The organism is Dactylosporangium sp. NPDC049525 (genome assembly GCF_040676755.1).
Lineage (GTDB): Bacteria > Actinomycetota > Actinomycetes > Mycobacteriales > Micromonosporaceae > Dactylosporangium.
On sequence record NZ_JBFAPO010000031.1, the window covers coordinates 12,706 to 26,682 of the forward strand.

14 protein-coding genes and 1 tRNA gene are annotated in these 13,977 nt (G+C 71.3%); 4 read left to right on the forward strand and 11 right to left on the reverse strand.

What is annotated here, in order from left to right; all coding sequences use genetic code 11:
- Window positions 1–32: 32 nt before the first annotated feature.
- The 5 genes from AB0K00_RS34560 to AB0K00_RS34580 form a co-directional block, all read right to left on the reverse strand.
- Window positions 33–1,283, reverse strand: a complete 1,251-nt coding sequence (locus tag AB0K00_RS34560; RefSeq protein WP_363529263.1) for an ABC transporter substrate-binding protein — start codon at window positions 1,281–1,283, stop codon at window positions 33–35.
- A gap of 31 nt (window positions 1,284–1,314) precedes the next feature.
- A complete protein-coding gene (locus AB0K00_RS34565; RefSeq protein ID WP_363529266.1) occupies window positions 1,315–2,670 on the reverse strand; it encodes a hypothetical protein in 1,356 nt (451 codons plus the stop codon).
- A 102-nt stretch (window positions 2,671–2,772) separates the two neighbouring features.
- Entirely contained in the window at window positions 2,773–3,042 is a 270-nt protein-coding gene (locus tag AB0K00_RS34570; RefSeq protein WP_363529269.1) for a hypothetical protein, read from the reverse strand.
- Between the two features lie 259 nt (window positions 3,043–3,301).
- Complete coding sequence (gene aroD, locus AB0K00_RS34575) at window positions 3,302–4,030, reverse strand: type I 3-dehydroquinate dehydratase (RefSeq protein WP_363529272.1); 729 nt, start codon at window positions 4,028–4,030, stop codon at window positions 3,302–3,304.
- Between the two features lie 64 nt (window positions 4,031–4,094).
- Window positions 4,095–4,859 (reverse strand): RNA ligase family protein, encoded by a 765-nt coding sequence (locus AB0K00_RS34580; protein ID WP_363529275.1) that lies wholly within the window; start codon window positions 4,857–4,859, stop codon window positions 4,095–4,097.
- A gap of 88 nt (window positions 4,860–4,947) precedes the next feature.
- Here AB0K00_RS34580 and AB0K00_RS34585 point away from each other — a divergent pair.
- Window positions 4,948–5,015, forward strand: a tRNA-Ser gene (locus AB0K00_RS34585).
- 125 nt (window positions 5,016–5,140) lie between these two features.
- Complete coding sequence (locus tag AB0K00_RS34590; protein WP_363529277.1) at window positions 5,141–6,694, forward strand: TROVE domain-containing protein; 1,554 nt, start codon at window positions 5,141–5,143, stop codon at window positions 6,692–6,694.
- Here AB0K00_RS34590 and AB0K00_RS34595 read toward each other — a convergent pair.
- Window positions 6,691–7,854, reverse strand: coding sequence for a TRAM domain-containing protein (locus AB0K00_RS34595; RefSeq protein ID WP_363529280.1), 1,164 nt, complete (start codon window positions 7,852–7,854; stop codon window positions 6,691–6,693). The two genes, AB0K00_RS34590 and AB0K00_RS34595, sit on opposite strands and share 4 nt — an antisense overlap.
- Entirely contained in the window at window positions 7,851–9,860 is a 2,010-nt protein-coding gene (locus AB0K00_RS34600; RefSeq protein WP_363529282.1) for an APC family permease, read from the reverse strand. The genes AB0K00_RS34595 and AB0K00_RS34600 overlap by 4 nt, the downstream gene beginning before the upstream one ends.
- 97 nt (window positions 9,861–9,957) lie before the next feature.
- On the opposite strand from AB0K00_RS34600, the gene AB0K00_RS34605 reads away from it, so the two are divergent.
- Both AB0K00_RS34605 and AB0K00_RS34610 read left to right on the forward strand, forming a co-directional pair.
- Entirely contained in the window at window positions 9,958–10,623 is a 666-nt protein-coding gene (locus tag AB0K00_RS34605) for a TrkA family potassium uptake protein (RefSeq protein ID WP_363529285.1), read from the forward strand.
- Complete coding sequence (locus AB0K00_RS34610; protein ID WP_363529541.1) at window positions 10,620–11,330, forward strand: TrkA family potassium uptake protein; 711 nt, start codon at window positions 10,620–10,622, stop codon at window positions 11,328–11,330. The genes AB0K00_RS34605 and AB0K00_RS34610 overlap by 4 nt, the downstream gene beginning before the upstream one ends.
- A 201-nt stretch (window positions 11,331–11,531) precedes the next feature.
- Here AB0K00_RS34610 and AB0K00_RS34615 read toward each other — a convergent pair whose 3' ends face one another.
- The 4 genes from AB0K00_RS34615 to dut form a co-directional block, all read right to left on the reverse strand.
- A complete protein-coding gene (locus tag AB0K00_RS34615; protein ID WP_363529288.1) occupies window positions 11,532–12,227 on the reverse strand; it encodes a DUF3159 domain-containing protein in 696 nt (231 codons plus the stop codon).
- A 6-nt stretch (window positions 12,228–12,233) separates the two neighbouring features.
- On the reverse strand, window positions 12,234–12,641 hold the full coding sequence (locus AB0K00_RS34620) for an OB-fold nucleic acid binding domain-containing protein (protein WP_327005653.1): 408 nt from the start codon (window positions 12,639–12,641) through the stop codon (window positions 12,234–12,236).
- Window positions 12,642–12,705: 64 nt separating this feature from the next.
- A complete protein-coding gene (locus tag AB0K00_RS34625; protein WP_363529544.1) occupies window positions 12,706–13,389 on the reverse strand; it encodes a DUF3710 domain-containing protein in 684 nt (227 codons plus the stop codon).
- An 80-nt stretch (window positions 13,390–13,469) separates the two neighbouring features.
- Complete coding sequence (dut, locus tag AB0K00_RS34630; protein WP_363529291.1) at window positions 13,470–13,931, reverse strand: dUTP diphosphatase; 462 nt, start codon at window positions 13,929–13,931, stop codon at window positions 13,470–13,472.
- Window positions 13,932–13,977 lie beyond the last annotated feature (46 nt).

Below are 13,977 nucleotides of genomic sequence, written 5' to 3' on the forward strand. Positions count from 1 at the left end.
CTTCCACACATGCTCGTTACCTGGTCACCGCATCATCCGGAGACCGCCGCCGCAAACTTCACCGCGTCCCTGTCCTGCACGAACAGCACCAGGGCCGCGTCGACCGCGGCGCTGCGCTTCGTCCCCGCGACGACACCGTGGGTGAGCGAGCCCACCACCCGGGTCGCGCTGTCGGTCCACTCGGCGATCGCGAGCGCGAGATAGCCGGTGTACTTCGACTTGTCGGCGTCCAGCCGCGCCGGTACGGACCCCTTCTGCGGGTTGAACGCGTCCTGCCCGCTGACCGAGCCGCACTCGATCAGCCACTGCTCCGCGGCCCGCCGGCGCGGCGCACCCCGGGGCAGCGTGAACGAGTCGGACAGGAAGTTGTAGACCTTCTCCGAGCCCGGGCTCGCCGCGACCGAGTAGCCCTCCTGGAAGACCAGGCCCTTCGTGCGCAGGTACGCGTCCGCCCAGTCGCCCATGACGTTGTAGGCGGCGGTCCCGGCGACGACCTTGTCCAGCGCCGGCTGCCAGTCCCCGGCGGCGGTGGCGATGTCGGACTGGTCGAGGACCTTCACGAACAGCGTCAACGCCTGCTGGACCGGTGCGCCTTTCCAGTCGGTCGCGCCGTTCCACAGCCCGGTGTACCCGTCCGCGCCCAGCTCGCCGAGCAGCACGCACTCGAGCAGGTGCTTCTGCGTCCAGGTGGGGCCGATCGACAGCGGCAGGATGCCCTTGGCCTTCAGCGCCGCCGCCTGGGTCAGGAACTGCGACCAGGTCGCCGGCGGCGTCAGCCCGTGGCCTTCGAGGGTCGCCGGGTTGTACCAGAGCAGGTTGGCCCGGTGGATGTTCACCGGCACCGAATAGATCTTGCCGTCGAACGTCAGGGCCTCGACCAGGCCCTTCGGCAGCCGGTCCCGCCAGCGCTGCTGGTCGTACAGGTACCGGACGTCCTCGACGTAGCCGGCCTCGATGTCGGCGTCGAGCTCGAGGCCGGCGTGCGCCTGGTACGAGTCGGGCGGGTCGTCGTTCTCCAACCTGGTCGCCAGGACGGTCTTGGCGACCGTGCCGGCGCCGCCCGCGACGGCGGCGTTGTCGAACTCGATGCCCGGGTTGCGCTGCCGGAAGTCCGCGACCAGCGCCTCCAGGCCCTCTTTCTCGCCGGGTCCGGCCCACCAGGAGAAGACCTCCACCTTGCCGGACCCGTCGTCGGCGGTGTCGTCCCCGGCGACCGAGCAGGCGGGCAGCCCGAGGAGCGCCAGCCCGCCGGTGACGAGCAGAGTTCTCCGGCTATATCCCACTTTTTCAGTATCTGCGCCAAGGACTGCCGCGTCAGCGGTTCGGCGGCATCCAGTCCGAGTTGGGCGAAGACGGGTCCTGCCCGGGCGGCGCCTGCGTGGGGTCCGCGAACCCCTCGCCGTACTGCTGCGGGTACTGGGGCGCCAGGCGGGCCTCGGCGGCCAAGGTCGCCGTGGTCAGCGGCTCGACCCGGGCCCGCAGGTCCGCGTACGCGGTCATCGTCAGCGGCGCGGTGAGCACCGCACCCGCCCGGGCCAGGATCTCGGACACGACCGCGCCGATCACGACCGCGATCAGGTAGCCGGTGCTGACGCCGCCCCACGTGGTGACGCCACTGCCCTGGTCGGTGGTGATCTGCGGGCCGAACGCGGGCTCGCCCGCCGCGACCTTGATGATCGTGCTGATGATGTACGCGACGACCGCGATGCCGATGCTGATCCCGCCGATCGTGGCGATCCGGCCGATCGACGCGCCCAGGTCCTGGTGGAACAGCTTGAAGCAGCGTGCGATCGCCGACCCGCCCCGCTCGAACGTCACCACGACCGGCAGCAGCATGAACACCGCGCTGAGGTAGATCGCCGGCAGGAAGCACGCGCAGATGCCGACCAGCACGATCAGCCCCGCCAGGATCTGCCACCCGAGCAGCGGGAACATCCGCCGCACCGCGAGCCCCAGCGCCGCGCCGAGCCGTGGCCGCAGCCCCGCCGCGATCGACACCGCCACGTGGTTGCAGGCGATCGCCACCGCGAAACTGACCATGATCGTCAGGAAGGCCCCGACCAGTGACAGGCCGATCACCGAGAACACCGACCCGAAGTCCGGCGCGACCGGCGCCCCCGTGTCCGGGTCGACGGTCGAGCTCGCGTCGGCCAGGTCCCGGCTCAGGTTCAGCACCAGCAGCGCCTGCGGCACGCTGAACAGCAGCGACACCGCCAACCCGATGGCCTGCAGCGCGGCGAGGGAGCGCCAGCCCTGCTTGACGATCGCCGTCGTCCGCCGCCACCAGCCGGAGTAGTCGGGGCTGATCAGCGGGTCGCCGTCGCCGATGACGCCGTGGAACATCCCACCGGTGGGCGTCGCCTGGTAGATCACGTACGGCTGCGACGGGTCGTACTGCGACCCGTACTGCTGCGACTGGTCATAGCCGCCCGCCGGATACTGCGGAGCGGCCTGTCCCGGGTAGCTCGGGTAGTTCGGGTATCCGGGTGGCGGGGTGGCGGCGCCCGGTGCGGGCTCCCCGGGGGCCGGCGGCCTGATCCCAGGCGGCGGCTCAGTGGGCGGCACGGCGGGCGGCGCGGTCTCCGGCTGCTGCCCAGCATCCGCCGGTGGCACCGGCTCGGACGGCTGGGCCGGACCCGTGGACTCGTCGGGCCCCGGGGGCTGGGTCATGGTTCCTCCGTATCGCGGACTGCGCCAGGCGGCACGACACAGAAGATAGGGCCACGCGGCACGAACCGCCGCCCCCCATCGGTGGCGAACTGTCTCCGCCGGTCAGTTGAGCAGACCGGAGTAGACGGTCGTCAGTACGAACCCGGCGATCCACAGGCCGCCGCACCACCAGGTGAGGCGGACCTCGGTGGCCCTGTCGGCGGTGCGCAGGGCCTTCACCGCGATGAGGGCGGAGGTCACCATCACCGCCAGGCTGGCGATCCACACGACCCAGGCGGCGGGGCTGCGCTCGACCTTCGGCCCGTTGTCGTCGAGGCCCAGGACCAGCCGGATCAGCGGCACCAGGAACAGCACGGTGAACGCGATCGTCACCTGCGCCACGGTCCGCCGCACCGGCCGCCACTGATCCCGCCGCGGCCCGTCCTCAGCACCTTCCGCAGCCGCCGAACCCCCCGGCTGTCCAGAGCCCGGCGCTGCCACCGGCTCTGAAACCGGCCCTGAACCTGGCTCTGAAACCGGCTCCGAAACCGGCTCCGAGGCCGGCTCTGCCGACGTCCCGGCGGACGCCTCCGCGGACCCCGCCGGCTCGGACGGACCCGGCGCTTCCGGTGTCTTTTTCGGCTCCGCGGGGTCAGTCACCGGACCGCCGCCGCGCGAAGCGGGGTGAGAACAGCTCCAGCAGCCGCACCGTCTCCTCGAACGGCAGCTGCCCCGGCGCCGGCCGCCCGCCGATCGCCGAATACGTGATCCTCGAGCCCAGGACCGGCAGCATGAGCCGTGACGCGGCGCCCTCGGCGCCCATGGCGATGACGATCACGCCGCGGTGCTGGTGCCGCAGGGTGAACTCGGTGAGCGTCCGCACGTCCTCGGGGCCGTGCGCCATCGTGCTGACCTTGACGAGGTCGGCGCCGGCGGCGAAGCCCTCCTCGGCGAGCGTGTCGAGATGTGCCGCGGAGGGGGTCGCGGTGAAGTCGTGGTGCGACAGGATCACCAGCGTGCCGTGTGCGCGGGCGGCGGCGACGACGCCGGGGCGGATCTCGGCGGAGGCCAGCTCGACGTCGACGGCGTCGACCTCGGGCATGAGCGCCTCATAGAGCCGCAGCCGCTCGGGCTCGTCACCCGCCCAGTAGCCGCCCTCGTCCTTGGCGCGGACCGTGGCGAGGGTCGGCACCCCGGCGAACGGCCGGACCTGCCGCAGCGCGTGGTCGGGCCGGGTCGAGGCATACCAGTCGACGCGCAGCTCGGCGACGTCGACGCGCCCGTCCCGGGCGCGTGCCGCGTCCCGCTCGGCGTCCTCGTCGCCGAAGCTGACCGCGACCAGCGGCACCTCCTCGGCGAGCCGCTCCCGCAGCGTTGCCATCCAGCACTCCCCCCGCGCTCGCGGTCGACGACAGGGGGAGTCTACGTGCCGGGTCCGACACCGCTCACCGTCGGCGGCGCAGCGTCCGCTCGTAGTCCTGGAAGCGGGCCTTGGCGATCACCGAACGGTCCGGGGTGCGCAGGACGAGGCCCTCGGCGCGGCCGGAGACGCCGTCGAGCCCGACCAGGGTCGTGGGCAGCGTCGCGGTCAGCAGCTCGTGCATGTCCTCGATCGCGGCCGGCAGCCCGGCGCCGGGCCGGTGCCACAGCCGCGGGGTGAGCTCCAGCCCCGCCTGTGCGGCGAGGGTGACGAGGGTGTCCTCGGGCGCCCACGGCTGGCCGCCGGACTCGCGCCACGCCGAGATCCGCGCGGGCGACCAGGACAGCGGCTCCTGCCAGTCGACCAGGTCGGCGACGTCGAACAGGCGCCACCCGAACCGCGCCGGGTCCCGGGTGTACTGCTTCGCCGCGCCGCCGACCTTCCCGCCGTACAGCTCCAGGTAGTAGACCCGGATGCCGGCACCGGCGGGCAGCCGCGAGGCGACCGGCTTGAGCTGCTCGACGATGCCGAGGGCCGGGTTGCCGATGAGGTCACCCTTCGCGTAGAGCAGCTCCTCCCGCGAACCGATGAGGTAGGACCCGTCGGGCAGCAGGACGAGCCGGCTGTTGGTCCCGTCGACCTTCTCCGTTGCGACGACCTCCCCGGGGAACACGGTCGCAGGGGAGGTCAGACCCCCGTCGCGAGGGTCCAGGGTGTGGTACGTGGGGATCGACGGGTACTTGGTCAGCGAGTTGAGCAGCCGCAGGTCGACGGCCCGGACATCGAACATCGCCACATCATCGGGCCTGAAAATAGGAAGCAGCACATGGATTTCCGCTGCTACGGTTCCCGGCACAAGATGTCCCGCCGTGGTGACCCGGTGCGTAGTCGCCGGATACTTCGACTGTTAATCGAGAGGTCGCAGGTTCGACTCCTGCCGTCCCGGCTCTTCGGGACGTAGCTCAGCGGATAGAGCACTTTGTGCCGGCGCCGCCTTGATCTCGGGTCACCACGACGGGACATCTCTGTCTTTGCACAGCCCATCAACAGGCCCGGGAGGGTGATTCCGACATGGCGAAGTTCAACCAGAAGACCGCGCAGCGCACGCGGTCGCGGCGTCCCGACGGCGTCACCTACGAGGGCGGCCCGGGCTACTCGCGGGACCTGCTCTCGGAGCTGTTCCTGCTGGCGGTGGCCAACATGGTCGGCGAGCAGACGTTCTACGAGTCGGCCGGCGACCGCGACCAGCGTTACCGCGAGCTCATCGGCGCCGCCGCCGTCGCGCACCCGCAGTGGACGGCGCGGTTCCTGCGCTGGCTGCGCGGCGGGGCGCAGCTGCGCACCGCGTCGCTCGTCGGCGCCGCCGAGTATGTCCGCGCCCGCCTGGCCGCCGGCCTGGTGAACGGCACCGGCGAGCACCGCCAGGTCGTCGCCGACGTGCTCCAGCGCGCCGACGAGCCGGGCGAGCTGCTCGCGTACTGGACGTCGCGATACGGCCGGGCGGTGCCGAAGCCGGTGAAGCGGGGCGTCGCGGACGCGGCCACGCGGCTGTACACGGAGCGCAACCTGCTCAAGTACGACACCGCGAGCCATGCGTTCCGCTTCGGTGACGTGCTCGACCTGGCCCACCCGGCCGCGGCCGGCCCGTGGCAGGGCGACCTGTTCACGTTCGCGCTCGACCGCCGGCACAACCGGCCCGAGCCGCGCGTGGCGGAGTCGCTGCCGATGGTCGCCGCCAACGCCGCACTGCGCGCCGCCGCGGCCGAGGACCCGTCGGTCCTGCTCGACGCCGACCGCCTCCGTGCCGCCGGGATGACCTGGGAGGACGCGCTGTCGCTGGGCGGTTCACGGCTGCCCAAGGACCGCCTGTGGGAGGCGCTCATCCCGTCGATGGGCTACATGGCGAAGCTGCGCAACCTGCGCAACTTCGACCAGGCGGGGGTGTCCGACGCGGTCGCGGCGACGGTCGCGGCGCAGCTGGCGGACCCGGCCGAGGTGGCCCGGTCCCGGCAGCTGCCGATGCGGTTCCTGTCGGCGTACCGGGCGGCACCGTCGCTGCGGTGGGCGTGGGCGCTGGAGCGGGCGCTGAACCTCAGCCTGGACAGCGTCCCGGAGCTGCCGGGTGACACGCTGATCCTGATCGACACGTCGGGCTCGATGAACTCGACGTTCTCGAAGGACGGCACGCTCATGCGGTGGGACGCGGCGGTGATCTTCGGGTTGGCGCTGGCCCTGCGGTGCGACCGGGCCACGGTCGTGTCGTTCTCGACCCGGACCACGGTGTTCCCGGTTGAGCGGGGCGAGTCGCTGCTGCGCGGGATCGACCGGTTCAAGGCGAAGGGGCACTTCCACAACGGCGGCACCAACACTGCGTCGGCGCTGCGGGCGCACTACCGCAAGCAGGACCGTGTGGTGATCCTGACCGACGAGCAGGCGTCCTACGACGGCGACGTGTCCACGTCGGTGCCGCCGACGGTGCCGCTGTTCACCTGGAACCTGGCCGGGTACCGGATGGGCCACGCACCGCAGGTCCGCAACCGCTGGACGTTCGGCGGGCTGACGGACGCCGGATTCGGCATGATCGGCATGCTCGAGGCGGGCGACCGCAACCTGTGGCCGTTCTAGCCGCGCTCGAAGAGGCCGATGGTTTCGAAATGCTGGGTCATCGGGAAGCTGTCGAAGGCACGGACCTGCGACAGCTCGTACCCGAGGCGCATGAGAAACGCCGTGTCGCGGGCGAACGCGGCCGGGTCGCACGCGACGTAGGCGATCGCGCGCGGTGACCTGGCCGCGATCGACGCGACCACCTCGCGGCCGGCGCCGGCCCGGGGCGGGTCGAGGACGACCAGGTCGACGCTGCGCCAGCGCGGGTTGGCGATCGTGGCGGCCACGTCGCCGTTGACGAAGCGGACGGTGGTCAGGTCGCGCAGGGCCTTGCGGCCGGCGGCGACGGCCCGGCGGTCGCCTTCCACGACGGTGACGGGGCCGCAGTGCGGGGCGAGGGTGGCCGCGAAGAGCCCGACGCCGCCGTACAGGTCCCAGGCCCGCTCCCCCGCCGCCGGTCGCAGCATGTCCAGGACGGTGGTGGTGAACGTTTCCACGGCGTGCGGGTGGACCTGCCAGAACCCGCCGGCGTCGATGCTCCACTCGTGCCCGGCGGCGACCTCGCGGACCCGGACGGGCGGCCCGGTCAGGGCACCGCTGCGGGCGGCCCGGGTCAGCACCGCGGTCTCCCCGCCGGACGCGGCGACGGCCTCGACGGTCGAGCCGGCCGGCCAGCGTTGCGTCGTGACGGGCAGCGCCTGGATCGCCGGGTGCGCGATCCTGCACCGGTCGACGGGGATGATCTCGCCGGAGCGGTGCCGGTGGAACCCGGCCCGGCCGTCCTCGTCGACGGCGTACTGCACCCGGGTGCGCCAGCCGAGGGCACCCCCGGGCAGGGGCTCCACCGGTACCGACGCGGAAAACGCTGCCAGTCGGGCCAGTTGCTCACCGAGGACCTGGGATTTCAGGCGGCGCTGCGCGGCCGGGTCGGCGTGCTGCCAGTCGCAGCCGCCACAGGCGCCGGGACCCGAGAACGGGCACGGCGGGATGACCCGGTCCGGCGACGGCAGCAGGATCTCGACGGCGTCGGCGCGCAGGTAACCCTTGCGCTCCTCGGTGACGCGGGCGAGCACCCGCTCCCCAGGCAGTGCGTGCCGGACGAAGATCACCCGCCCTTCGTGCCGTGCGACGCAGTGCCCACCGTGCGCGACCGCGCCGACCTCGAGCTCCAGCACCGTCATTCGGCGGGTGTTTCGGGTGTACGGCGTGGGCCACGCTGCGGTCCGCGGGTGAACGCGGCGTCGAGCTTGGCGATGTCCACGTCGTCGATGGAGCTCAGCTGCCACGGGACGCTGGTGACCATGACGCCCGGCTCGAACAGCAGGCGACCCTTGAGCCGCAGCGCGCTCTGGTTGTGCAGCAGGTGCTCCCACCAGCGCCCGACCACGTATTCGGGGATGAAGACGGTGACCACGTCGCGGGGCGAGTCGCGCCGCTTCGAGCGCACGAAGTCCAGGATCGGCCGGGTGATCTCGCGGTACGGGCTGTCCACGACCGTCAGCGGTGCCGGGATGCCGCGGCGCTCCCATTCCTGCTGCAGGTTGCGGGTGTCGTGGTCGTCGACGTTGACGGTCAGCGCGGTCAGCGAGTCGGGCCGGGTGGCCTGCGCGTACGCGACGGCGCGCAGCGTCGGGCGGTGCACCTTGCTGACCAGGACGACGGCGTGGTTGCGCGACGGCAGGACGGGACGGTCCTCGGACGGGGTCAGCTCGCGGGCGACGGTGTCGTAGTGCTTCTTGATGCCGACCATCAGGAAGTAGATGACGATCATCGCGATGATGGCGATGTACGCGCCGAGCAGGAACTTCGTGATCAGCACGACGACGAGCACGGCGCCGGTCATGCTCAGGCCGATCATGTTGATCGTCCGGGAGCGGATCATGCGGGCCCGGGTGGCCTTGTCGCGGACGGTGCGCAGCAGCCGGTTCCAGTGCCGGATCATGCCGGCCTGCGACAGGGTGAACGACACGAACACGCCCACGATGTACAGCTGGATCAGGCGGGTGACCTCGCCCTGGAACCCGATGATGAGGACCATCGCGGCGAGAGCCAGCAGGATGATGCCGTTGGAGAACGCCAGCCGGTCGCCGCGGGTGTGCAGCTGGCGGGGCAGGTAGCGGTCCTGGGCGAGGATCGAGCCGAGCACCGGGAAGCCGTTGAAGGCGGTGTTGGCGGCGAGGAACAGGATCAGCGCGGTGATCACGGCGACGACGTAGAGCATGATCGAGCCCGCGCCGAAGACCGTCTCGCCGAGCTGAGTGGTGACCGTCTTCTGGATGTAGTCGTGCGGGCCGTTGACGATCTGGCGGGCGGGGTCCTCCACGTACTGCAGGCCGGTCTTGCGGGCCAGCAGGATGATGCCGAGCAGCATGGTGATCGAGATCGTGCCGAGCAGCAGCAGCGTGGTGGCCGCGTTCTTGCTCTTCGGCTCCTTGAACGCGGGCACGCCGTTGGAGATCGCCTCGACGCCGGTGAGCGCCGCGCAGCCGGATGAGAAGGTCCGCAGCAGCAGGAAGGCCATCGTCCACTGGTTGAGGTCGGTCTGCTCGGCCGCGATGTCCAGTCCCGCGCTCGGCGCGTGCAGGTCGTCGCCCAGGACGAAGATCTTGAAGAAGCCCGTGAGGACCATGCCGATCATCACGATCATGAACCCGTAGGTGGGGATCGCGAAGGCGCTGCCGGACTCGCGGATGCCGCGCAGGTTCAGCGCGGTCAGGATGGCGATCGCGATGATCGCGATGGCGACCTTGTGGGTGGCGACCCACGGCACGACCGAGCCGAGGTTGGCCACGCCGGACGCGGTCGACACGGCCACGGTCAGCACGTAGTCGACGAGCAGCGCGCTGGCCACCGCGACCCCGAACCGCGGCCCGAGATTGACCGAGGCCACCTCGTAGTCGCCGCCGCCGGACGGATAGGCGTGCACGTTCTGCCGGTAGCTCGCGACGACCGTGAGCATCACCACGGCGACGGCCAGACCGACCCACGGGGACAACGTCAGGCTCGTCGCGCCCGCGATCGACAGCGTCAGCAGGATCTCGTCGGGGGCATAGGCGACCGACGACAGCGCGTCGGAGGCGAACACGGGAAGGGCGATGCGCTTGGGGAGCAGCGTGTGTTTCAGCCGGTCCGAGCGGAACGGTCGGCCCAGGAGCAGCCGCTTCATCAGGGAGGTGGGACTGGCCACGACCGCTAAGCGTACGGGTCCCGCGCCTGCCGGATGCACCGGTCCGGCTCGCGCATGGCATCCTCAACACGAGTGCCGCACACATCGGAGGCGTTACGTGCACGTGGTGATCATGGGGTGCGGGCGCGTGGGCTCGACCCTCGCACTGAGCCTCGAACAACGCGGACACTCGGTCGCCGTGATCGACTCCGATGCCGACGCCTTCCGGCGCCTCGGCGGCGACTTCACTGGCGCGACCGTCACCGGGGTCGGCTTCGACCGTGACGTGCTGCTCTCCGCGGGCATCGAGCGCGCCGACGCCTTCGCCGCGGTCTCCTCCGGCGACAACTCCAACATCATCTCCGCCCGGGTCGCGCGCGAGACGTTCGGCGTCGAACGGGTCGTCGCCCGCATCTACGACCCGAAGCGCGCCGAGGTGTACGAGCGGCTCGGCATCCCGACCGTCGCCACCGTGCGCTGGACCGCCGACCGCATGCTGCGCCACCTGGTCCCCGAGGGCAACGTGGAGATCTGGCGCGACCCGACCAGCACGGTGTCCATCATGGAGATCCCGATGCACCCCGACTGGATCGGCCACTCCGTCGGTGACCTGGAGGCCCGCAGCGGCACCCGCCTGGCCTACCTGATGCGCTTCGGCCTGGCGATGCTGCCCACCTCGTCGACCGTGATCCAGGACGGCGACCTCGCCTTCATGCTCGTCACCGACGAGATGGTCGCGTCCGTGACGAAGGTCACCGGCTCCGCTCCCGAAGGGGGACACTGATCATGCGGATCGCCATCGCCGGGGCCGGCAACGTCGGCCGCTCCATCGCCACCGAGCTCGTCGACAACGGCCATCAGGTCATGCTCATCGAGCGCGTCCCGCGGATGGTCCGCCCCGAACGCGTCCCCGCGGCCGAGTGGATCCTCGCCGACGCCTGCGAGCTGTCCTCCCTGCAGGAGGCCGACCTGGCCTCCTGCGACGTGGTGGTCGCCGCCACCGGGGACGACAAGGTCAACCTCGTGGTGTCGCTGCTGGCGAAGACCGAGTTCGCGGTGCCGCGGGTCGTCGCCCGCATCAACCGCGCCGAGAACGAGTGGCTCTTCAACGAGCAGTGGGGCGTCGACGTCTCCGTCAGCAAGCCCCGCCTCATGGCCGCCCTGGTCGAGGAGGCCGTCTCGGTCGGCGACCTGGTCCGGCTGATGACGTTCCGCCAGTCCGAGGCCAACCTGGTGGAGATCACGCTGCCGGAGACCGCACCGTATGTCGGCCACCCGGTCCGCGACGTGCCGCTGCCGCACGACTCGGCGCTGGTCGCGATCCTGCGCGGCAAGCGGGTCCTGGTGCCCACCCCGGACGACCCGCTGGAGGCCGGCGACGAGCTGGTCTTCGTGGTCACCTCGGAGATGGAGGACTCGGTCCGCGCGGTGATCCTGGGCGCCGACTCGGTCGAGAACACGCGAAAGAAACGCGGCCCGCAGTTCTTCTGAGCTCGCACCTGCTCCGGTCGCGGGTCTGTCGCGGCCGGAGGCCGCGGCTGCGCAACTGCACGCGGAGGTGGCAGGGAAGGCCGTTCACGGCCTGACCGGTGGCTGACGGGAGCGGCGGACCATGCCCACGACGGACCGGAGCAATGCACTGCTCATGCCTGACGCCTCAGGTCCGGCGCCTCATGGTTGACGCCGGAGGGGTCAGTCGGCCGGGCGGACGACCTCGGCCGGTGCCGGTTCGGTGTCGCGGATGATGCGGCGGGCCTGCCAGACCGTGAGCGCGGCGAGCAGTGCGTATGGGGGCCAGCCGAGGGCCAGGCGGGCGACGCCGAGCAGGTCGGCGGCGTCCTCGCGCCAGAGCTGGATCTGCACGCCGAGCTTCGCCAGGTAGACGACCGCCCAGAGGACGGTGAGCCAGGCGAAGGCGCGGCGGAGGCGGGGGTTGTCGCGCCAGCGGGTCTCGCCCTTGTCGAGCATGACGGACCAGAGCCAGCCGACGAGCGGGCGGCGGAACGCGACGGAGGCGAGCATGCCGATCGCGTACGCGGCGGTGAGCGCCATGCCGGGCAGGTAGATGTCCTTGGCGTCGCCGCTCTTCCAGGCCAGGTACGCGCCGATCGCGATGCCGAACACGCCGTTGATCGAGTGGCGGACCGACTCGCGACGGCTCAGCCGGTAGGCGGCCATCGACAGGGCCGCGGCGACCGCGACGATCAGCGAGGTGCGCAGCGACCACCAGTCGAAGTGGTCGCCGAGGAAGTTGACCACGATGAAGAGCGTGATCGGGATGCTCGACTCGATGAGGCCGCGCACCCCGCCCAGCTGCTCGGACATCTGCACCGAGAAGGAAGGCAGTGGCTCTTCTTCCTCCACGTCCGCGGTCTTACCTGGCTGCATCCGGCCTCATCTGGGTGTGTCGAGCTCGTAATACGGGTTGTAGAGCACCTTACGGCCGTCGCGGACCGCGATGCGCCCCTTGGCCGTGATCGCTCGACCGGGCTCGATGCCGGCGATGTGCCGGCGGCCGAGGAAGACGAGCGTGACCAGGTCACTACCGTCGAACAGCTCGGCCTCGAGGGTGGGCAGGTTGGTGCGCGGCGTATAGACCACCGTGCGTAGCCGGCCCTTCAGGCTCACGACCTGACCGCGGCGGCAGGCGAGCGCGGGCATGCTGCCGCACTGCTTGGCGTCGCGTTGCAGTTCTTCGGCGTCGAGCTCCGCCTCGCTGGCGGTCAGGCGGCGGAAGAACTTCCGCAACCCTCGCGCCTGCTCGACCGACGTATCGACGTCTTTCTCACTGTCCGTGGTCATGATGTCGGTGCCACCCTCCTTGGCCAGACATGACACCTCACTACGACGGTACAGCTCATGGTCGCTATTTGCGCCGTGGCCTCGGTGACGGCTTTCGGCGCTCCGCCCCACCGGCCTCAGCGGCACCATTCGCGCCGTCCGTGAGCGCGACCTCGGTGCTGCCGTCCGCGGCGGTCGCCTCGGCGACCTCCTTCGGCAGGTGCAGCGGCAGCGGCTCGCGGACCGGCATCGCCTCGTGTCCCCGGTCCACGACCAGGCTGCGCAGGCAGGTCAGCAGCGGCGGCGCAGCGGCGGGGTCGACCGCGGCCGGACCCTGGAAGACGGCACGGACCAGCCAGCGGGGGCCGTCGATGCCGACGAAGCGGATGTCGGTCAGGCCCTCCGGGGTGCGGACGCGGGCGCGCAGCTCGATGCCCCACTCGCCGTCGGCGTCCTCGGCCGCGACGCCGTCGGTGAACAGCTGCTTGCGGATCTCGGCGCGGACCTCGTCCCAGATGCCCTCGCTGCGGGGCGCGGCGAAGACGCCGAGCTGCAGCGCGCTGTCGTTGTGGACGAGCACGATCTGCTGGATCTTGCCCTCGTTGTCGGCCTGGACGCGGACCTCCACGTCGTCGACCGCGGGCACCTTGAGTGCTCCCAGGTCGAGCTGCGGGATGCCGGCGGGCGCCTCGGTGACGTCATACGGGCCTTCGGGCCGGGCCGGCTTGGCGGGCCCCGTCTCCTCGGGCTCGTCGTCGACCAGGCCCAGCTCCTCCTCGAGCCGCCGGGTCCCGCTCGCGCGTGTGTCGTCCTTCGCGTGCCGCCCGCTCCCGCTCTTGCGCGAGAAGATCACTGCTCTGCCTCCAGTTCAGCATGACCACCGGTGGATCCGTGACCCCCGGCTCCGCGCACAGTATCGGGAAGGTGGTCGACGCCGTGGAAGTGTGCCCTCTCCACGCGCTGGATCACAAGCTGGGCAATCCGGTCACCCCGGCTGATTTTGGCCGTGATCACCCGATCGTGATTGACCAGGTTCACCAGGATCTCCCCGCGGTATCCCGCGTCGACGGTGCCCGGCGCGTTGAGCACCGTCACGCCGAGCCGGTGCGCGAGGCCCGACCGCGGGTGCACGAGGCCGACGTAGCCGTCCGGCAGGGCGATCGCGATCCCCGTGGGGACCAGCGCGCGCTCGCCCGGGGCGATGTGAACGTCGCGGGCCGCGACCAGGTCGGCGCCCGCGTCACCGGGGTGCGCGTACGCCGGCAGCGGCAGCTCCGGGTCGAGCCGCCGGACGTGAACCTCCACCGTCATGCCTCCATCCTGCCGGGTGCCCGTGGACGCCGGACACGTACCCTCG

Coding starts and splice junctions, on each gene's coding strand:
- aroD (WP_363529272.1), bottom strand. CDS start 4,030: ATGGCAACGCTGCGGGAGCGGCTCGCCGAGGAGGTGCCGCTGGTCGCG.
- AB0K00_RS34565 (WP_363529266.1), bottom strand. CDS start 2,670: ATGACCCAGCCCCCGGGGCCCGACGAGTCCACGGGTCCGGCCCAGCCG.
- AB0K00_RS34595 (WP_363529280.1), bottom strand. CDS start 7,854: ATGACGGTGCTGGAGCTCGAGGTCGGCGCGGTCGCGCACGGTGGGCAC.
- AB0K00_RS34620 (WP_327005653.1), bottom strand. CDS start 12,641: ATGACCACGGACAGTGAGAAAGACGTCGATACGTCGGTCGAGCAGGCG.
- AB0K00_RS34590 (WP_363529277.1), top strand. CDS start 5,141: ATGGCGAAGTTCAACCAGAAGACCGCGCAGCGCACGCGGTCGCGGCGT.
- dut (WP_363529291.1), bottom strand. CDS start 13,931: ATGACGGTGGAGGTTCACGTCCGGCGGCTCGACCCGGAGCTGCCGCTG.
- AB0K00_RS34615 (WP_363529288.1), bottom strand. CDS start 12,227: ATGCAGCCAGGTAAGACCGCGGACGTGGAGGAAGAAGAGCCACTGCCT.
- AB0K00_RS34580 (WP_363529275.1), bottom strand. CDS start 4,859: ATGTTCGATGTCCGGGCCGTCGACCTGCGGCTGCTCAACTCGCTGACC.